The sequence below is a fragment of the Pseudomonas sp. LB3P93 genome, from assembly GCF_054898025.1.
Map to the genome: position 1 here is coordinate 1,900,264 of NZ_CM142713.1, position 19,580 is coordinate 1,919,843.

At 61.3% G+C, this 19,580-nt stretch carries 19 protein-coding genes and 1 riboswitch; of the genes, 14 read left to right on the plus strand and 5 right to left on the minus strand.

The window, feature by feature from the left end; all coding sequences use genetic code 11:
- The first annotated feature begins 51 nt into the window (after positions 1 to 51).
- Entirely contained in the window at positions 52 to 1,428 is a 1,377-nt protein-coding gene (locus tag ACYZT8_RS08460) for a pyridoxal-phosphate dependent enzyme (RefSeq protein ID WP_461980313.1), read from the plus strand.
- Positions 1,425 to 2,603, plus strand: coding sequence for a trans-sulfuration enzyme family protein (locus tag ACYZT8_RS08465; RefSeq protein WP_461980314.1), 1,179 nt, complete (start codon positions 1,425 to 1,427; stop codon positions 2,601 to 2,603). The genes ACYZT8_RS08460 and ACYZT8_RS08465 overlap by 4 nt, the downstream gene beginning before the upstream one ends.
- 63 nt (positions 2,604 to 2,666) lie before the next feature.
- Here ACYZT8_RS08465 and ACYZT8_RS08470 read toward each other — a convergent pair whose 3' ends face one another.
- From ACYZT8_RS08470 to purM, 3 genes are read right to left on the minus strand one after another with little or no spacing between them, the layout of a single operon-like run.
- Complete coding sequence (locus tag ACYZT8_RS08470) at positions 2,667 to 3,380, minus strand: DUF3108 domain-containing protein (protein WP_461980315.1); 714 nt, start codon at positions 3,378 to 3,380, stop codon at positions 2,667 to 2,669.
- An 8-nt stretch (positions 3,381 to 3,388) separates the two neighbouring features.
- A complete protein-coding gene (purN, locus tag ACYZT8_RS08475; RefSeq protein ID WP_461980316.1) occupies positions 3,389 to 4,039 on the minus strand; it encodes a phosphoribosylglycinamide formyltransferase in 651 nt (216 codons plus the stop codon).
- Positions 4,039 to 5,097, minus strand: a complete 1,059-nt coding sequence (gene purM, locus ACYZT8_RS08480; RefSeq protein WP_461980317.1) for a phosphoribosylformylglycinamidine cyclo-ligase — start codon at positions 5,095 to 5,097, stop codon at positions 4,039 to 4,041. The genes purN and purM overlap by 1 nt, the downstream gene beginning before the upstream one ends.
- Positions 5,098 to 5,480: 383 nt before the next feature.
- Between purM and ACYZT8_RS08485 the strand changes: the two genes are divergently transcribed.
- From ACYZT8_RS08485 to ACYZT8_RS08510, 6 genes are all read left to right on the plus strand, one after another.
- On the plus strand, positions 5,481 to 6,542 hold the full coding sequence (locus tag ACYZT8_RS08485) for a DUF2066 domain-containing protein (RefSeq protein WP_461980318.1): 1,062 nt from the start codon (positions 5,481 to 5,483) through the stop codon (positions 6,540 to 6,542).
- A 38-nt stretch (positions 6,543 to 6,580) separates the two neighbouring features.
- Positions 6,581 to 7,654 (plus strand): AI-2E family transporter, encoded by a 1,074-nt coding sequence (locus ACYZT8_RS08490; RefSeq protein WP_461980319.1) that lies wholly within the window; start codon positions 6,581 to 6,583, stop codon positions 7,652 to 7,654.
- 230 nt (positions 7,655 to 7,884) lie between these two features.
- Entirely contained in the window at positions 7,885 to 8,589 is a 705-nt protein-coding gene (hda, locus tag ACYZT8_RS08495; RefSeq protein ID WP_010456804.1) for a DnaA regulatory inactivator Hda, read from the plus strand.
- A gap of 213 nt (positions 8,590 to 8,802) precedes the next feature.
- Positions 8,803 to 9,444, plus strand: coding sequence for a C40 family peptidase (locus ACYZT8_RS08500; protein ID WP_461980320.1), 642 nt, complete (start codon positions 8,803 to 8,805; stop codon positions 9,442 to 9,444).
- Positions 9,445 to 9,665: 221 nt separating this feature from the next.
- Positions 9,666 to 10,202, plus strand: a complete 537-nt coding sequence (locus tag ACYZT8_RS08505; protein ID WP_461957863.1) for a C40 family peptidase — start codon at positions 9,666 to 9,668, stop codon at positions 10,200 to 10,202.
- A 15-nt stretch (positions 10,203 to 10,217) separates the two neighbouring features.
- Positions 10,218 to 10,871 carry an O-methyltransferase gene (locus ACYZT8_RS08510; RefSeq protein WP_461980321.1) on the plus strand — a complete coding sequence of 218 codons (654 nt, stop codon included), beginning with the start codon at positions 10,218 to 10,220 and terminating at the stop codon, positions 10,869 to 10,871.
- 120 nt (positions 10,872 to 10,991) lie between these two features.
- Here the strand turns inward: ACYZT8_RS08510 and ACYZT8_RS08515 are convergent, their stop codons facing one another.
- Together ACYZT8_RS08515 and ACYZT8_RS08520 are read right to left on the minus strand one after the other, a co-directional pair.
- Entirely contained in the window at positions 10,992 to 12,305 is a 1,314-nt protein-coding gene (locus tag ACYZT8_RS08515; protein ID WP_461980322.1) for a PQQ-dependent sugar dehydrogenase, read from the minus strand.
- Between the two features lie 68 nt (positions 12,306 to 12,373).
- Positions 12,374 to 12,970, minus strand: coding sequence for a hypothetical protein (locus ACYZT8_RS08520; protein WP_461980323.1), 597 nt, complete (start codon positions 12,968 to 12,970; stop codon positions 12,374 to 12,376).
- Positions 12,971 to 13,124: 154 nt separating this feature from the next.
- A riboswitch (cobalamin riboswitch) is annotated at positions 13,125 to 13,354 on the plus strand.
- An 80-nt stretch (positions 13,355 to 13,434) separates the two neighbouring features.
- On the opposite strand from ACYZT8_RS08520, the gene cobO reads away from it, so the two are divergent.
- From cobO to ACYZT8_RS08550, 6 genes are read left to right on the plus strand one after another with little or no spacing between them, the layout of a single operon-like run.
- Entirely contained in the window at positions 13,435 to 14,046 is a 612-nt protein-coding gene (gene cobO / locus ACYZT8_RS08525) for a cob(I)yrinic acid a,c-diamide adenosyltransferase (protein ID WP_131062200.1), read from the plus strand.
- On the plus strand, positions 14,043 to 15,458 hold the full coding sequence (locus ACYZT8_RS08530; RefSeq protein ID WP_461980324.1) for a cobyrinate a,c-diamide synthase: 1,416 nt from the start codon (positions 14,043 to 14,045) through the stop codon (positions 15,456 to 15,458). Before cobO ends, ACYZT8_RS08530 begins: the two co-directional genes overlap by 4 nt.
- Positions 15,455 to 16,105, plus strand: a complete 651-nt coding sequence (bluB, locus tag ACYZT8_RS08535) for a 5,6-dimethylbenzimidazole synthase (RefSeq protein WP_461980325.1) — start codon at positions 15,455 to 15,457, stop codon at positions 16,103 to 16,105. Before ACYZT8_RS08530 ends, bluB begins: the two co-directional genes overlap by 4 nt.
- A complete protein-coding gene (gene cbiB, locus ACYZT8_RS08540; RefSeq protein WP_461980326.1) occupies positions 16,102 to 17,010 on the plus strand; it encodes an adenosylcobinamide-phosphate synthase CbiB in 909 nt (302 codons plus the stop codon). Before bluB ends, cbiB begins: the two co-directional genes overlap by 4 nt.
- Positions 17,003 to 17,995, plus strand: coding sequence for a threonine-phosphate decarboxylase CobD (cobD, locus tag ACYZT8_RS08545; protein WP_461980327.1), 993 nt, complete (start codon positions 17,003 to 17,005; stop codon positions 17,993 to 17,995). Before cbiB ends, cobD begins: the two co-directional genes overlap by 8 nt.
- Entirely contained in the window at positions 17,992 to 19,443 is a 1,452-nt protein-coding gene (locus tag ACYZT8_RS08550) for a cobyric acid synthase (RefSeq protein WP_461980328.1), read from the plus strand. The genes cobD and ACYZT8_RS08550 overlap by 4 nt, the downstream gene beginning before the upstream one ends.
- Positions 19,444 to 19,580: the final 137 nt, after the last annotated feature.

A 19,580-nucleotide genomic window follows, 5' to 3' on the forward strand; every position in this document is an offset into this window, starting at 1 on the left:
CGCCGCGAGTTGCTGTCCATCCAGTGCGGATTCTCGCAGCGAGGTAACGACATGCCAAACGACTCCCGCCCTGCCGTGCTTGAACTGATCGGCAATACGCCGCTGGTGCGCGTCAGCCGCTTTGATACCGGCCCGTGCACACTGTTTCTCAAACTCGAATCACAGAACCCCGGCGGTTCGATCAAGGACCGCATCGGTCTGGCGATGATTGACGCCGCCGAACGCGATGGCCGTCTGCAACCCGGCGGCACCATCGTCGAGGCCACCGCTGGCAACACTGGCCTCGGCCTGGCCCTGGTCGGCCGTGCCAAAGGCTATCGAGTGGTGCTGGTGGTGCCGGACAAAATGTCCACCGAGAAGGTCTTGCACTTGAAGGCCATGGGCGCCGAGGTGCACATCACCCGGTCCGACGTCGGCAAGGGCCATCCCGATTACTATCAGGACGTGGCAGCGCGGCTGGCGCAGGAAATTCCCGACGCGTTCTTCGCCGATCAATTCAACAACCCGGCCAACCCGCTAGCCCACGAATGCAGCACCGCGCCGGAGATCTGGGCGCAGACCCAGCATGATCTGGACGCCATCGTCGTCGGCGTCGGTTCGGCCGGCACCCTGACCGGGCTGACCCGCTTCTTCCAGCGCGTGCAGCCGAACCTGGAAATGGTATTGGCCGACCCGGTCGGCTCGGTGATGGCCGAGTACAGCCGCAGCGGCATCCTCGGCAAGGCCGGTTCGTGGGCGGTGGAGGGCATCGGTGAAGATTTCATTCCGTCGATTGCCGACCTTTCCAGCGTGCGCCATGCCTATTCGATCAGCGACGAGGAAAGCTTCGACCATGCCCGGCAATTGCTGCGCGCCGAAGGCATTCTCGGTGGTTCCTCGACCGGCACGTTGCTGGCGGCGGCGCTGCGCTACTGTCGCGAGCAAACCGAGCCGAAGCGGGTGGTCAGCTTCGTCTGCGACACCGGCACCCGCTACCTGTCGAAGGTCTACAACGACCAGTGGATGAACGATCAGGGCCTGCTGCAATACAAACGCTACGGCGATCTGCGTGACCTGATTGCGCGGCGCTTCGAAGATGGCCGAGTGATCAGCGTCGGCCCGGACGACACGCTGCTCACCGCCTTCCAGCGCATGCGCCTGGCGGATGTCTCACAACTGCCGGTGCTGGCAGACGGAAAGCGGCTGGTCGGCGTGATCGACGAGTCCGATATTCTGCTGGGCGTGCATGAAGACGCTTCGCACTTGCGCAAGCCCGTGGCTAGCGCAATGACGGACAAGTTGCAAACCCTGCCGGCTGACGCCAGTCTGGCCGAGCTGCAGGCGGAGCTCGATCGCGGGTTGGTGGCGATCATCGCCGATGCCTCGGGCTTCCACGGCTTGATTACGCGAGTCGACATGCTCAATCACTTACGGAGATCCCTTTCATGAGTCAGCACGATGAATCCGGCGCGCCACGCGCCTTCGGCACCCGTGTGATCCATGCCGGACAGACGCCGGATCCTTCCACCGGGGCGCTGATGCCGCCGATTTATGCCAACTCCACCTATTTGCAGCAGAGCCCCGGCGTACACAAGGGCTTCGACTACGGGCGCTCGCATAACCCGACGCGCTTTGCGCTGGAACGTTGCGTGGCCGACCTTGAGGGCGGGACCCGGGCGTTTGCCTTTGCCTCCGGGCTGGCGGCGATTTCCACCATACTGGAACTGCTCGACGCTAACGCGCACATCGTCTCCGGCAACGACCTGTACGGCGGCACGTTCCGACTGTTTGACAAGGTGCGTCAGCGCAGTGCCGGGCATCGCTTCAGCTACGTCGACCTGACCGACCTGGCAGCCTTCGAAGCGGCGTTGCAGGACGACACGCGGATGGTCTGTGTCGAGACGCCGAGCAATCCCTTGCTGCGCCTTTCTGATCTGGCCGCCATTGCACGCATCTGCCGCGAGCGAGGCATCCTCTGTGTGGCCGACAACACCTTTGCCAGCCCGTGGATACAGCGCCCGCTGGAGCTGGGTTTCGATATCGTGGTGCACTCGACGACCAAGTACCTGAACGGTCACTCCGACGTGATCGGCGGCATCGCGGTGGTCGGGCAGAACGCCGAACTGGCCGAACGCCTGGGCTTTTTGCAGAACGCGGTGGGCGCTATCGCCGGGCCGTTTGACGCCTTCCTCACCCTGCGCGGCGTGAAGACCCTGGCGCTGCGCATGGAACGCCACTGCAGCAATGCGCTGGAACTGGCGCAATGGCTGGAGCGTCAGCCGCAGGTGGCGCGCGTCTACTATCCGGGCTTGCCGTCACACCCGCAGCACGAATTGGCCCGACAGCAGATGCATGGGTTCGGCGGGATGATTTCCCTCGACCTGAACAGCGACCTGGCCGGCGCCAAGCGCTTCCTCGAAAGTGTGCAGATCTTCGCCTTGGCCGAGAGCCTCGGCGGGGTGGAAAGCCTGATCGAGCACCCGGCGATCATGACCCACGCCACCATCCCCGCCGACACCCGCGCGCAACTCGGGATCGGCGATGCGTTGGTGCGTTTGTCGGTGGGGGTCGAGGATGTCGAAGACCTGCGCGCGGACCTGGCCCAGGCGCTGGCGCGGATTTAACTTTCAGCAGGCAAAAAAAATCCGGAATCCTTGGCGGATTCCGGATTTTCGGATCAATCCGGATCAGCTGCCTTTGACAGCCTTGCCGTTGACCTTGCCGTCGAGGAGCATGATGTTGTACTCCTTGCCGTCGGTTTCGACCTGTTGCAGGCGGACCAGCAGGTAATCCCAGTCCTTGGCGAACCACAGCACGGTGATGCGCTTGCTTTGTGTCGGGTCGCGCACGCGCTCGACCTTGATCGCATCGATCTGACCGGCCTTGGTGTCGACTTTTTCCGAACCCAGCACGCGGAAGTCATAGGTATCGACTTCGCCATCATCGACCACCTGATAGCTCATGCTTTTCTTGCCGGCAGCCACATCGTGCTGCAGCGCCAGCTGATAGGTGGATTTGTCGACCATGCCGCGATTGAGCGGGATCTTTACCGCATCACCACGATCGGTGCCGGTGACCATTTTGTTGGTCCAGTCGAAGTCCAGGTCCGCTTTCTTGGCTTTGCCCAGACCACCACGTTCGAAGTGGTAGGACTGGGGCAGCAAGGTGTCCTTGTCTACGGTCAGGGTGCTTTCTTCGGTCAGGCTGGCAATCATCATCGATGCCTTGAAGCTGAGCTTCCAGACGCCGTTGGCTTCCTTGGTCAGGCTGCGTTCAGCCGTGCCGCTCATGGGCAGCTGTTTCCAGTCGGCGGTGTAGCTGGCGGAGAAAGGTTGAAGTTCTGCAGCCTGTGCGAAAGGCAGGGCAAACAGAGCGCAAGCGAAGAGCAGGGCGCGACGCATAAAATCTCCTAGTTTCGAATCAAGTGGCCGCTGGCCGCGAGTAACTTTCCATCCAGTAAAGCACCTTGTTCACCGAGCGATAAACGACCTTCGGCAAACCAGCGTACGGCCATCGGGTAAATCAGGTGTTCCTGAACGTGGACCCGCTGCGCCAGACTCTGCGGCGAATCGTGCAACTCTACCGGTATTACTGCCTGTACGACCAGTGGTCCGCCATCGAGTTCCTCGGTGACGAAGTGTACGGAGCAGCCGTGTTCCGTGTCGCCGGCCTCCAACGCGCGCTGATGAGTGTGTAACCCTTTGTATTTGGGCAGCAGCGAGGGATGGATGTTGAGCAGGCGACCCGCGTAGTGGCGCACGAAGTCAGCGCTGAGAATGCGCATGAAACCGGCCAGTACCACGAGTTTGGGGTTGAAGGCGTCGATCAGTTCGATCAGCGCGGCATCGAAGGCTTCGCGGCCTTCGAAGGCCTTGTGATCCAGGGAGCGGGTGTCGATACCCGCCTCCCTGGCGCGTTGCAGGCCGTAAGCATCGGCGCGGTTGGAAATCACCGCGGCGATGCGGACCGGGCTGTCGCCGGTCCGCGTGCTGTCGATCAAGGCCTGCAAGTTACTGCCGGTGCCGGACAACAGCACCACCACATCACAGGTGACGGACATTAATGAGCCTTGAGATTCTTCAGTTCAACCTGAGCCGCGCCTTCGGCAGCGATGGCGATCTGACCGATGACCCAAGGCTGCTCGCCGGCTTCACGCAGGACATTCAGCGCAGTTTCAACGTGCTCTTGAGCCACGCAGATGACCATGCCAACGCCGCAGTTCAGCACGCGGTGCATTTCGTTTTCGTCGACGTTGCCTTTCTCTTGCAGCCAGTCGAATACGGCAGGACGGGTCCAGCTCGCAACGTCAACCACCGCTTGTGCGCCTTTTGGCAGAACGCGCGGGATGTTGTCCAGCAGGCCGCCACCGGTGATGTGGGCCATTGCTTTTACAGCGCCGGTTTCCTTGATCAGCTTGAGCAACGGCTTCACGTAGATGCGGGTCGGGGCCATCAGCAGGTCGGTCAGCGGTTTGCCGTCGAGCTGGATGTTTTCGATGTCGGCACCGGACACTTCGATGATCTTGCGGATCAGCGAGTAGCCGTTGGAGTGCGGGCCGGAAGACGGCAGGGCGAGCAGGGCATCGCCGGCAGCGACTTTCGAACCGTCGATGATTTCGGATTTTTCCACGACGCCGACGCAGAAGCCGGCCAGGTCGTAGTCTTCGCCTTCGTACATGCCAGGCATTTCAGCGGTTTCGCCGCCGACCAGGGAGCAGCCGGACAACTCACAGCCAGCGCCGATGCCGGTCACGACCTGGGTCGCGGTTTCGACGTTGAGTTTGCCGGTGGCATAGTAGTCGAGGAAAAACAGCGGCTCGGCGCCGCAGACCACCAGGTCGTTCACGCACATGGCCACCAGGTCGATGCCGATGCTGTCGTGCTTGTTCAGGTTCAGTGCCAGGCGCAGCTTGGTGCCCACGCCGTCGGTGCCGGAAACCAGCACGGGCTGCTTGTAGCCGGCCGGGATTTCGCAGAGGGCGCCGAAACCGCCCAGGCCGCCCATGACTTCCGGGCGCGCAGTGCGCTTGGCGACGCTCTTGATGCGTTCGACCAATGCTTCACCGGCGTCGATGTCTACACCGGCGTCCTTGTAGCTCAGGGAGGGTTGCTTGCTCATGATCCAGGCCTTTAGGGGGGATTCAGGGGTAACGACCGAGTCCAGTGGGACCGCCGAAACAGACGAAGGCGAGTGCCGTCCGCGAATTTCAGGGTGCCCGGCTGTTGCCGGTCTGCGAAGGCGCGCGATTTTATCAGGCTTGAGGGGCAGCGGCCATCCTCACGCCGACGGCAGGGGCATATCGGCCGAAAAAAACCGTTATTGCCCGTGTTGGTCACGTCCCCGATGGCTGTATAAGGTATCGCGATTAACCGTCTATCGTTATGGCAGTGCGAAAACTTAGTCAGATCGTGGTGAATGTTTTGCGCAGGGACGTGGTCACAGCCTTGCTCGATCATCTTCATGCGGTCTGTTCCAGCCGCTCTTGTCGTCAGGAATCTTCCATGCGTTTTTTTTCTAAATTTTTATTTGCGGGCTGTTTGTCTCTGGTCAGCCTGGCGAGTCAGGCCGAAAACGTCAAAGGCCTGTATCAAGTGCGCGAGCCTGTCAGCAGTCAGTCAGCCGAGGAACGCGATCAGGCGACCCAGCGCGCACTCGATACGCTGGTGCTGCGCCTGACCGGTGATCCCAAAGCTGTGCAAAGTCCGGGCTTGGCGGCGCTGCGCAAAGACCCGCAACAGATTATCAGCCAATACGGTTTCGACGCCGGCCCACCGGAAGTGCTGAAGGTCGATTTCGACCCGGCCACCACCGAGCAAGCCTTGCGTCGTGCCGGTCTGTCTTTGTGGGGGGCTAATCGGCCGTCGATCCTGAGTTGGTGGTTGAACGACTCCGCCGAGGGTTCGAGCCTGGTGGGTGATGGTCAGGCCAGCGCCGCGCCGTTGCGTCGCGCGGCACAACACCGTGGTCTGCCGTTGCGTCTGCCGTTGGCCGACCTGAGTGAACAACTGGTCGCTACCGCGCCGAATCTTGAAGGGACGGATGCAGCCCCACTGCGCGGTGCATCGGACCGTTACAACGCTGATGGCTTGCTCGCGGTGCATGCCCGGGAAGAGGGCGGCCAGTGGCAGGCCAAGTGGAATTTGTGGCTGGGCGACAAGAAGGAGGCGGGCAGCGTGCAGGGTGCGGACCAGGCCGCTGTGGCTGATGCAGTGATGCTGGCCGTCAGTGAGCGACTGGCGCCGCGGTTTGTCGTCAAACCGGGGGCTTCGGGCGAACAATTGCTGGAAGTGCAGGGCATGAACCTGGAACGCTACGCCGCCCTTGGGCGCTTGCTGGAGCCTTTTAGTGCGCGCCTGCAAAGTGTCGACGGTGAGCGCATTCTCTATCGGGTCAATGGCAGCGCCGAGCAGTTACGCTCGCAGCTGTCCCTGGCGAAGTTGCAAGAGGTGCCGGCCGGTGAGGCGCCAGCTCCGGTAGCGCCTGTGCAACCGATGGCCGAGGGTTCGGCGCCTGTGGTCGCACCAACGCCGGCACGGGTGCCGCAGTTGCGATTCCGTTGGTAAGGTTTTCTTTCTTTATATAGAAGCATATGGAGTGGTACATGGCCGATACGCGGCGTTGGTTCTGGTTGGGTGGAGTGGTTCTGCTCTGCGTGTTTGTCTGGTTGTTGCATCCGATCCTGACGCCCTTTCTGGTCGCGTTGTTGCTGGCCTATCTGTTCGACCCGTTGGTGGATCGGCTGGAAAAAGCTGGTCTGTCGCGTACCTGGGGCGTGGTGGCGGTGTTCGCGTTGTTCACCTTGATCTTCACGACGTTGCTGTTGGTGTTGGTGCCGATGCTCGCCAAACAGCTGTTTCGCTTGTATGAGCTGGCGCCGCAGATGCTCGACTGGCTGCAGCACACTGCACTGCCGTGGGCGCAATCGAAATTTGGACTGTCGGATAATTTCTGGAAGTTCGACAAGCTCAAGGCTGCGATCAGCGAGCACATGGGCCAGACCACCGACATTGTCGGGGTGGTGCTGAGCCAGGCGACGGCTTCCGGGCTGGCGTTGATTGGCTGGCTGGCGAACCTTGTGCTGATCCCGGTGGTGAGTTTCTACCTGCTGCGGGACTGGGACCTGATGATGGCCAAGGTCCGCAGCCTGCTGCCCCGTGAAAACGAAGAGCGCGTCGTGACCCTGGCCGGTGAGTGCCATGAAGTGCTGGGTGCATTCGTGCGCGGGCAATTGCTGGTGATGGTGGCGCTGGGGGTGATCTACTCGGCGGGCCTGATGTTGATAGGGCTAGAGTTAGGGTTGCTGATCGGCATGATTGCCGGTTTGGCGGCGATCGTGCCGTACATGGGCTTTGTGATCGGGATCGGTGCGGCGTTGGTTGCCGGCCTGTTCCAGTTTGGTGGCGATCTGTATCCCATGGTCGGTATCGTCGCCGTGTTCATGGTCGGACAGGCGCTGGAAGGCATGGTGCTGACGCCATTGCTGGTGGGCGATCGCATCGGCCTGCACCCGGTGGCGGTGATCTTCGCCATTCTGGCGGGGGGCGAGCTGTTCGGCTTTACCGGCATATTACTGGCGTTGCCGGTGGCGGCGGTGATCATGGTGCTGGTGCGCCATGTGCATGATTTGTATAAAGATTCGGATATCTACAGTGGGGCCGACGAACCTGAACTATAAGGGGCGTTGACGTCTCACGGCGGGCGGCCTGGTTTCTTGCCAGGTTGGCCCGTATCCCTCGCGCTACTGTCACATGCGCCGCCAAAGAAACTGTCATAAAACCAGGGCATTAACGCAAACCTTTGATTTTGCTTGTGGTCTGTCGCATTGTGCGACCCGCCTCACGGGTATAAACTTCGCAAACTTTACACAGAGGCCACTAACGGTTCCTTTGGAACTGTTCAGTCAGCATGAAACCGATTCAGCTGCCCCTAGGTGTGCGTCTGCGTGATGACGCTACCTTTATCAATTACTACCCAGGCGCCAATGCCGCTGCACTCGGCTATGTCGAGCGGCTATGCGAAGCCGACGCCGGCTGGACCGAAAGCCTGATTTATCTCTGGGGCAAGGACGGGGTAGGGCGTACGCATTTGTTGCAGGCCGCCTGCCTGCGCTTCGAGCAACTGGGGGAGCCGGCGGTGTATCTGCCGTTGGCCGAGCTGCTGGATCGCGGTATCTCCATTCTCGACAACCTCGAACAATACGAACTGGTCTGCCTCGATGATTTACAGGCGGTCGCCGGCCGGGCGGACTGGGAAGAGGCGCTGTTCCATCTGTTCAATCGTCTGCGCGACAGCGGCCGGCGTCTGCTGATTGCGGCATCGACCTCGCCGCGCGAACTACCGGTGAAGCTGGCGGACTTGAAGTCTCGTCTCACTTTGGCGCTGATCTTCCAGATGCGTCCGCTCTCGGACGAAGACAAATTGCGCGCCTTGCAACTGCGTGCTTCCCGTCGCGGCCTGCACCTGACCGATGAAGTCGGGCACTTTATTTTGACTCGCGGCACCCGCAGCATGAGCGCGCTGTTCGAGCTGCTTGAGCGCCTCGATCAGGCCTCCCTTCAAGCTCAGCGCAAGCTGACGATCCCTTTCCTGAAAGAAACATTAGGCTGGTAAAACTCAAGCCTGGCAGGGGTTTTGGCATATTTCAGGCGTCAGAAAATCCGCTTTCCTACAAGTTGTAGGCTGCGCAGGCGTCTAAAAGGGGCTTAAGCGCTTAGATGTAAACGCGGAACCAGGAAGTCACATAAAGTTCGATTGAATTTGCAAATGAGGATGATAGCGGGCATAGTCTCGGCTTCTTTACAACTATCAGCCACGGTCGTGCCCATGCTAAAGCGCTTCGCACCCCTCGTGCCTCTCGCACTCGTTACCCTGTTGTTCGGTTGCGCTGCTCACTCCCCAGTGACCCAGCAAGAGCAACAACAGCAGGTCAAGAATTCAGTTACCGCCCAGTCCTCTTCCGTTCTTTTCCAGGAAGATCTTTACCAGGACGGCGTGGCCACCGATAAAGAACTGGCAAACTTCGCCGATGGCAAGTCTTACCAGCTTCCGGTTCTGGCCGACAGCATCCTCGAGCGTGGCATGTCCCTGATCGGTACCCGTTACCGTTTCGGCGGCACCTCCGAAGCCGGTTTCGATTGCAGCGGTTTCATCGGTTATCTGTTTCGTGAAGAAGCCGGCATGAACCTGCCGCGCTCTACTCGCGAAATGATCAACGTGAACGCTCCGCTGGTTGCTCGCAGCGCGCTGAAGCCGGGTGACCTGCTGTTCTTCGCCACCAATGGTCGTCGCGGTCGTGTCAGTCACGCCGGGATCTACCTGGGTGACAACCAGTTCATCCACTCCAGCAGCCGCAAAAGCGGTGGTGTCCGGGTCGATAGCCTGGGCGACAGCTACTGGAGCAAGACCTTCATCGAAGCCAAGCGCGCACTCGCGATGGCCCCGACCGTGGTCACCGCCCGCAAGTAATTCTTCAGCCTGTCGCCACGTCAGTGGCGACAAAAGGCCTCTGCGCAACGTAGTAGGCGGACAACTTGTAAGGCGAACTTAAAGTCTTACTTGAAGTTTGGCCCATAGCCGCTAGAATCCAGATCTATTATTGATGGCAAACCGCCTGCGTCCTGCGCAGGCGGTTTTCTTTTCTGTCTTCCCGGCAGAAAAAGCCGCAGCCAGATCAGGATGTTCTGCTAATGACGATGTCGGCCCGCCTCACCATCATGCTCTTCGCAGCCCTGCTCAGCGCTTGCGCCAGTCGCACACCGCCTCCTGCGACGGTGGTTCGCGCCCCCATTGTTTTCGGTAACCCGCAACCCTTTTCCCCCGAGGCAGAAGACGTGCTGTTCCGCGCGCTCGGCCTGGTGGGCACGCCGTATCGCTGGGGTGGTAACACGCCGGATTCGGGCTTTGATTGCAGCGGCCTGATCGGTTACGTCTACCGTGACGTCACCGGCATTTCCCTGCCGCGTACCACCCGCGAAATGATCAGCATGCAGGCGGCCAGCGTCGGCAAGGAAGGCCTGCAAACCGGTGACTTGATCTTTTTCGCCACCAATGGCGGCTCCCAGGTCAGCCATGCCGGTATCTACGTCGGTGAAGGCCGCTTCGTCCACGCGCCAGCCACTGGCGGCACGGTGAAGCTGGACAGCTTGTCCAAGGCTTACTGGCAGAAGGCTTATCTGAGTGCCAAGCGTGTTCTGCAGCCAGAGCACCTGGCGCGTAATCCCTAGTTCGCAGAGGTCGTCATGACCGCCCGCACTCTTAATCTCGACGATTCCCTGTATCAATACCTGCTCGACGTTTCCCTGAGGGAAACGCCGCTGCTCAAGCGCTTGCGCGACGAAACCCAGGCGCTACCCATGGCGCGCTGGCAGGTGGCGCCGGAGCAGGGGCAGTTCCTCGCGTTATTGGTCAAACTCACTGGCGCAAAACGCTTGCTGGAAGTCGGCACGTTCACCGGTTACAGCGCCTTGTGCATGGCTGCTGCGTTGTCGGAGGACGGTTCGCTGATCTGCTGTGATATCCCCGGTGACTACAACTCGATCGCACGCCGTTACTGGCAGGAGGCGGGCCTCGCCAATCGCATCGATCTGCGTCTGGCGCCTGCGCTGGAAACCCTCGCAAAGCTGGATCAGCCTGGGCAGTTCGATCTGATCTTCATTGATGCCGACAAAGCCAATTACCCAGGCTATCTGGAGCATGCACTGCGTCTGCTGCGCGTTGGCGGACTGGCGGTGTTCGACAACACGCTGTGGAGCGGGCGGGTGCTTGAGCAAAATCCTGAGAGCACAGACACTCGAGCCATCCAGGCGCTCAATCGCGCCTTGAAGGATGATTCTCGTGTGGATCTGTCGTTGTTGCCGTTGGGGGATGGATTGACGCTCTGCCGCAAACGCTAAAACGCGGTCCTTGTGGGAGCGGGCTTGCCCGCGATTGCGGTGGATCAGGCAGCATCGATGTTGAATGTGCCGACCTCATCGCGGGCAAGCCCGCTCCCACAGGTTAGGTGTGTGTTGCAGTTACTTCGCGGTCGACACCCGCCACACCTTGTTCCCCACATCATCGGCCACCAGCAAGCCTCCCTGCTGATCAATCACCACGCCCACAGGCCGGCCCATGGCTTTCTCATCCGCATTGAGGAAACCCGTGAGCACATCAATCGGTTGCCCGGTCGGCTTACCGCCCGCGAACGGGACGAAAATCACTTTATAACCACTGTGCGGCTTGCGGTTCCACGAGCCGTGCTGGCCGATGAAGGCACCTTCCTTGAATTGCGCAGGAAGTGTGTTGCCCTCGGCAAACGACAGGCCCAGCGACGCGGTATGCGGGCCGACTGCGTAGTCCGGCGCAATGGCCTTGGCTACCAGATCCGGGTTTTGCGGCTCGACGCGAATATCCACGTGCTGGCCGTAATAGCTGAAGGGCCAACCGTAGAACCCGCCGTCCTTCACTGAAGTGATGTAGTCCGGCACGAGATCGCTACCGATTTCGTCACGTTCATTGACCGCCGTCCACAGTGCGCCGGTCTGAGGTTCCCAGGCCAGGCCGTTTGGATTGCGAATCCCCGAGGCGAAGATCCGGTGATTACCGGTAGCACGATCCACTTCCCAGATCGCCGCGCGACCTTCTTCCTGATCCAGGCCGTTTTCGCCGACGTTGCTGTTGGAGCCGACCGTGACGTACAGCTTGCTGCCGTCCTTGCTGGCGATAACGTTTTTGGTCCAGTGGTGATTCAGCGTACCACCCGGCAGGTCGACCACCTTGATCGGCGGCGACTTGATCGCCGTGTTGCCGTTTTCATAGTGAAAGCGCAGCAGACGATCGGTGTCGGCGACGTACAGGTCATTGCCGACCAGGGTCATGCCGAACGGCGAGTTGAGGTTTTCCAGGAACACCGTGCGGGTTTCGGCGATGCCGTCGTGGTCCTTGTCCCGCAGCAGCGTGATGCGGTTCGGGCTGGGGACGCCGGCACCGGCACGCCCCATGACCTTGCCCATGACCCAGTCGCGAATGCCTTTGCCGTCATCGGGTTTCGGTGGCGCGTTGGTTTCGGCCACCAGCACGTCGCCGTTGGGCAGCACGTAAAGCCAGCGCGGGTGATCGAGCCCTTCGGCAAATGCCGCCACTTGAGTCCCTGCCGCGGCGACGGGTTTCTTACCTTCAGGCCAGCCGATCGCCGGGGCGATGTTCACCGTCGGGATCAGGGTTTTATTCGGTTCTGGCAGCTTGGGCGACGGGCCTGTGCCGTCCGAGACTTGCAGGCTGGAGGTTTCACCACAGGCGGCGAGCCCTCCGGCGAGCGCGATGATGAAAACGAGCTGGGGTTTGCGCATTACTGATCTTCCCTATGAATGCATTGACGTAATCATAGAGAAGAGTAGACGTTCGATGGTTCAACCCGTCAGCCGCGGGCTTCCTTGAGCAGGACAGCGATGCCGGGATGGTAGTTGCCGGCTTCATTGCGCAGCTTGCGGTAGGCGTACGGGAAATACCAGGCTACGGCGCAGCTGGGTTCCTTTTGCAGGTCGTCGAGCATGTCCTGGAGTTCTTCCGGTGTAGCACTCTGCTGAGCTTTTTGCGGCGCAACGAACAGGCAACCGAGTTTCAGGTCGCTGGCGTAGCTGATCCGCTTGGCCTCGCTGGTGATCTCCTGCAGTGCCTGAGTCAGGTTCAGGCTATTGACCCGCGGCCAGCGTTGAGTGGCTTGAAGGTAGGCGCGTTGTTCGGCGGTGGCTTCAGGAGTGGCGATAAGCAGGTCGGCGCGACCGTTGCGTTCACCTTCTTCGTTCTGCTTGCGCGTCGGCGCTTGTTGCAGCGTGACCATTTCCGCCATCCAGGCCGCGGCGGAGAGCAGGCCGAGATTGGCTTTTTCGTCGTACCAGTAAGGGGTATCGTTATCGCCGCGCACGACGTTGTAGCGGTCGATACAGTCAAACCAGCGTTCCAGCACCGGCCGCAGGAATTCCAGCTTCGGATTGCTGATGATCATGCCTTGCATGTTGCTTACCCTTGTAATTGTGATGTTGGGTTGTGGCGCGTTGATATCACTGCTGACAGTGTGGTGCAAGTCGGGTGTCAGAAAATTAATCGGCGGCAGTATATCGCTCGCCCGCGCTTTGTCTTCAATTGACGCTCCACCCCCAACCCTCTAACCTTCGCGGCTTGTTTCAGGTGCTCTGTGGCGGTGGCCGACAGAGTGAAACAGGGAAGCCGGTGAGTGACTACCTTCAAGCGACGAAGTGTCATGATCCCGGCGCTGCCCCCGCAACGGTAAATGAGTGAAGACTGCGCCTTGAGCCACTGTGTCGACGACATGGGAAGGCGCGCAGTCCGGCGCAAGCCGCTCATGAGCCCGGAGACCGGCCTGATTCATCCAACGGCATCACGGTGGGCGATGCCAGGCTTCTTGCCGTCTATTCTTGTGCCTGCCCGCCGTTATCCAGCCTCAACGGAGAGCTCCCCATGACTGATTCCCCCGATCGTGACGAACGCCATCTGGCGCGCATGCAGCGCAAAAAAGCCGTGATCGACGAACGCATCGCCAACTCGCCGAATGAGTGCGGCCTGCTGCTGGTGCTGACCGGCAATGGCAAAGGCAAGAGCAGCTCGGCCTTCGGCATGCTCGCCCGGTCCATGGGCCATGGCATGCAGTGCGGCGTGGTGCAGTTCATCAAGGGCCGCAACAGCACCGGCGAAGAGCTGTTCTTCCGCCGCTTTCCGGAGCAGGTGCGTTTTCATGTGATGGGCGAGGGCTTCACCTGGGAAACCCAGGACCGCCAGCGTGACATCGCCGCCGCCGAAGCTGCCTGGGAAGTGTCCCGTGAATTGCTGCGCGATCCGTCGATCGGTCTGGTGGTGCTGGATGAGTTGAACATTGCCCTCAAGCACGGTTATCTCGACCTCGATCAAGTGCTCACTGACTTGCAGGCGCGTCCGCCGATGCAACACGTGGTGGTCACCGGTCGCGGCGCCAAGCCGGAGATGATCGAGCTGGCCGATACGGTCACCGAAATGGGTGTGATCAAGCACGCGTTCCAGGCCGGGATCAAAGCGCAAAAAGGCGTCGAGCTGTGAATCAGCCACGTCATTGCCCGGCGGTGCTGATCGCCGCGCCGGCCTCCGGTCAGGGCAAGACCACCGTCACCGCCGCGCTGGCCCGTTTGCATCGCAATCAGGGGCGCAAGGTTCGCGTGTTCAAGTGCGGCCCGGACTTTCTCGACCCGATGATTCTCGAGCGCGCCAGCGGTGCGCCGGTGTATCAACTGGACATGTGGATGGTCGGCGAACAGGAAAGTCGTCGACTGTTGTGGGAAGCCGCCGGTGAAGCAGATTTGATCCTCATCGAAGGCGTCATGGGGCTGTTCGACGGCACGCCGTCCAGCGCCGACCTGGCGCGGCACTTCGGTGTGCCGGTGCTCGGTGTGATCGACGGCACGGCCATGGCGCAGACGTTTGGTGCGCTGGCGTTGGGGTTGGCGAAGTATCAGCCGGACTTGCCGTTTGCCGGTGTGCTGGCCAACCGTGTGGGCACGTTGCGTCATGCGCAATTGCTCGAAGGCAGCCTGACCGAAGGTTTGCGCTGGTACGGCGCGTTGTCGCGCGAGACCGGAATCGAATTGCCGAGTCGTCATCTCGGTCTGGTCCAGGCCAGCGAGTTGAACGATCTCGACCTGCGCCTCGATGCGGCGGCCGAATCGCTGGCCAGCAGTTGCGATGTGACGCTGCCGCCCGCCGTGGAATTCGCGGCGCCTGAAACGATTGTCGCTGAACCGCTATTGAAAGGCGTGCGAATCGCGGTGGCCCGTGATGAAGCGTTCGCCTTCACCTACGGCGCGAGCCTGGATTTGCTGCAAGCGATGGGCGCCGAACTGCTGTTCTTCTCGCCGATCCGCGAAGCTGATTTGCCGGAGGCTGACAGCCTTTATCTGCCAGGCGGTTATCCAGAATTGCACCATGTGGCGCTGTCACAGAACACCTCGATGCTGAATGCGATCCGCGCCCATCATGCCGCCGGCAAGCCTTTGCTCGCTGAGTGTGGCGGGATGTTGTACCTGCTTGATTCGTTGACCGACGTCGAAGGCATTCGCGCTGAACTGGTCGGTTTGCTGGCCGGTGATGCGGTGATGCAGAAACGTCTGGCAGCGCTGGCGTTGCAAGCGGTGGAGTTGCCGGAAGGTTCGTTGCGCGGGCATACGTATCACCACTCGCTGACCAGCACCGAGCTTGAGCCGATTGCTCGTGGGCTGAGCCCGAATGGCGGGCGTGGGGCGGAGGCGGTTTATCGTGAGGGGCGGATGACGGCTTCCTATGTGCATTTTTATTTTCCGTCCAATCCCACTGCTATAGCAGCATTGTTTGCGCCGGACCATGAGGCCGCCATCGCGAGCAAGTCGAATCGTCGCACCGTCGCTCCCACAGTGGGCGGTGTAATACCTGAGGAAATGCGATCTCCTGTGGGAGCGGGCTTGCCCGCGAAGAGGCCATGACCGACAACGCATTTTCCGAAGCCGAACGCGAAGCGGTGTATCGGACAATTGCCGAACGCCGCGACATGCGCCACTTCAGCGGCGGCACCGTCGAGCCCGAGTTATTGCGACGCCTGCTCGAAGCCGCCCACCAGGCGCCAAGCGTAGGCCTGATGCAGCCCTGGCGTTTCATCCGCATCAGCGACCGAGTCCTGCGCGGCAAGATCCAGCAGTTGGTGGAAGAAGAACGCATCCGCACCGCTGAAGCCCTCGGCGAGCGCACCGACGAATTCATGAAGCTCAAGGTTGAAGGCATCAACGACTGCGCCGAGGTGTTGGTTGCCGCGCTGATGGACGATCGCGAGCGCCACATCTTCGGTCGTCGCACCTTGCCGGAAATGGACATGGCGTCGTTGTCCTGCGCGATCCAGAACCTATGGCTGGCCTCCCGTGCCGAAGGTCTGGGCATGGGCTGGGTGTCGCTGTTCGAGCCGCAAGCGTTGGCGGATCTGCTGGGTTTGCCGTCCGGGGCCAAGCCGTTGGCAGTTCTTTGCCTGGGTCCGGTCAAGGAATTCTATCCGGCGCCGATGCTGGTACTCGAAGGGTGGGCGCAGGCGCGTCCGCTCAGTGAGTTGCTGTATGAAAATTATTGGGGAGTGAGTCAATGAGTGTGGCGTTATTGAGTGTCGCCGCGGTCGCGCTGGACGCGCTGCTGGGTGAACCCAAACGCTGGCATCCGCTGGTGGCGTTCGGCCGTTTTGCCGATCGCATCGAGCAACGTTTCAATGGTGAGGGCCGTGGCTGGCGCAGTCATGGCGTCACTGCCTGGGTGATTGCGGTGTTGCCGCTGACCTTGCTGGCCACGGCGTTTTCCTGGGCGCCTTATGTGGGCTGGGTTGTCGAGATTCTCGCGCTCTATTGCGCCCTCGGCATGCGCAGCCTCGGTGAGCACGTCGAACCGGTGGCCAAGGCCTTGCGCAGCGATGATCTGGAGGAGGCGCGTACCCGTGTCGGCTATCTGGTCAGCCGTCAGACCAGCGAGCTGGATAAAACCGAAGTCGCCCGCGCTGCTACTGAATCCGTCCTGGAGAACGGCAGCGATGCGGTGTTCGCGGCGCTGTTCTGGTTTGCGGTGGCCGGCGCGCCCGGCGTGGTGCTCTACCGCTTGAGCAACACCCTGGATGCGATGTGGGGTTATCGCAACGAACGCTTCGAGCGTTTCGGCTGGGCCGCGGCGAAAATCGACGATGTCCTCAACTACATTCCGGCGCGCCTGGTGGCGTTGACCTACGCGCTGCTGGGCAAAACCCGACTGGCGTTGAAATGCTGGCGCACCCAGGGCCCGACCTGGGACAGCCCGAACGCCGGGCCCGTAATGGCGGCCGGTGCCGGTGCACTGGGCGTCGAGTTGGGCGGGGCGGCGATCTATCACGGTGAACTGCATCAGCGTCCACAACTGGGCGAAGGTGTGCCAGCGGACGCCGACTCCATCGACCGTGGCTGGCAATTAGTCCAGCGCGGGGTATGGTTATGGCTGCTGATTCTCTGCGTGGGAGCTGAATTCTATGCTTGAGCACGGTGGCCGCTTGCGCAAGGCGGCGCTCGAATACGGCATTGCCGAGGCCGATTGGCTGGACCTGTCCAGCGGCCTCGCGCCGTGGCCATTCCCGATCCCGGACATCCCGCTGCGGGCCTGGGCGCGCTTGCCGGAAACCGATGACGGTCTGGAGCTGGCAGCTTGCGACTATTACGGCGCTGCCCAGGTGCTGCCGGTCGCCGGTTCGCAAATGGCCATCCAGTTGCTGCCGCGCTTACGTCGGGCCGGCAAGGTCGGCGTGCTGTCGCCGTGTTACGCCGAACACGCGCAAGCGTGGCGGCGCAATGGCTACATCGTGCGCGAAGTGCTGGAGCAGGAAGTCGACTTCTATATCGACAGCCTCGACGTGCTGGTGGTGGTCAACCCGAACAACCCGACGGGCCTGAGCCTGACCCCGAGCCGTCTGCTCGACTGGCATGCCCGGCTGGCCTCGCGCGGCGGCTGGCTGGTGGTGGACGAGGCGTTCATGGACAACACGCCGCAGTTGAGCGTGGCGCCGTTTGCCCATCAGGTCGGCTTGATTGTGTTGCGTTCCTTCGGCAAGTTTTTTGGCCTGGCCGGTGTGCGGCTGGGCTTTGTGCTGGCTGAACGCAAGCTGCTCAAATTGCTCGCCGAGCAGGTTGGGCCCTGGGCGGTCAGCGGGCCGACACGGGTGTTGGGCCAAGCCTGTTTGCTGGACACCGAAGGCCACGCAAGGCAACGAGTGCGCAGCGAAGCGGCCAGCGAACGCCTAGCGCTTTTGCTCGGGCAGTATGGTTTCCAGCCGCAGGGTGGCTGCGCGTTGTTTCAATGGCTGATCACCGAGCGTGCCGAAGGGCTTCACGAGTTCATGGCACAACGTGGCATCTTGCTGCGGTTGTTCGCCCACAACAGCAGCGTGCGTTTCGGCTTGCCTGCGGTTGAGGCCGATTGGCAGCGCCTCGAGCAAGCGCTTCAAGCCTACGTCAAGGAATCCCGATGACCACGTTAATGGTGCAGGGCACCACGTCCGACGCCGGTAAAAGCACGCTGGTGACGGCGTTGTGTCGCTGGGTCACGCGTCAGGGCGTGCGCGTCGTACCGTTCAAACCGCAGAACATGGCGCTCAACAGTGCCGTGACCGCCGACGGTGGCGAGATCGGTCGCGCCCAGGCGGTGCAGGCCCAGGCAGCCAACCTTGAGCCGCACACCGACATGAATCCGGTGCTGCTCAAACCCAACAGCGATACCGGCGCCCAAGTGATCATTCATGGTCGCGCGGTCACGACGATGAACGCAGTGGCCTATCACGACTACAAAGCCATCGCCATGCAAGCGGTGCTGGCCTCTCATCAACGATTGAGCGCGGCCTATCCGGTGGTGATGGTCGAAGGCGCGGGCTCGCCGGCCGAGATCAATCTGCGTGCCGGCGACATCGCCAACATGGGCTTTGCCGAAGCGGTGGATTGCCCGGTGGTGCTGATCGCCGACATCAATCGCGGCGGGGTGTTCGCGCATCTGGTGGGTACGCTGGACCTGTTGTCGCCGACCGAACAGGCACGGGTCAAAGGCTTCATCATCAACCGTTTTCGCGGCGATATCGCCTTGCTGCAACCGGGGCTGGACTGGCTGGAAGCGCGCACCGGCAAACCGGTGATCGGCGTATTGCCGTATGTGATGGATCTGCACCTGGAAGCCGAGGACGGCATCGATCAGCGCCAGACCGACAAGGCTGAGCGCGTGCTGAAAGTGGTGGTGCCGGTACTGCCGCGCATCAGCAACCATACCGATTTCGATCCGCTGCGCCTGCATCCGCAAGTGGACCTGCAATTCATCGGCCCCGGCCAGGCGATTCCTCCGGCCGATCTGATCATTCTTCCCGGCTCAAAAAGCGTGCGCAGCGACCTCGGGTATTTGCGCGCCAATGGCTGGGACACGGCCATCAGTCGTCATCTGCGCTACGGCGGAAAAGTGCTGGGGATTTGCGGCGGTCTGCAAATGCTCGGTGAGCAGGTGCATGACCCGCTGGGCCTCGAAGGGGCGCCGGGTTCCAGTGTCGGTCTGGGCTTGCTGGCGTTCGAAACACAGCTTGAAGAAGAGAAGCAATTGCGCAATGTGCGCGGTCGTCTGGTGCTGGAAGATGCCGAGGTCAGCGGCTATGAAATTCATGCCGGGGTGACCACCGGGCCGGCGCTGGAAAACGCTGCCGTGCAGCTGGACGATGGTCGCTGCGATGGCGCGCAAAGCGCTGACGGGCAGATTTTCGGCACCTACCTGCATGGCCTGTTTGAATCCCCGGCAGCGTGCAGTGCGCTGCTGCGCTGGGCGGGTTTGCAGGATGTGCAGGAAGTGGATTACCACGGGTTGCGCGAGCGGGATATCGAGCGGCTGGCGGATCTGGTGGAGAAGCATTTGGATACTGGGCTTTTGCGAGAGCTTTGCGGTATTTGAGGTGGCTGTACCGGCCTCATCGCGGGCAAGCCCGCTCCCACAAGGATCGAGGCTGTTCACAGATTTTTTGGTCCATCCACGGAACCTGTGGGAGCGGGCTTGCCCGCGATGAGGCCAGTCGCCTCACCAATGATTTA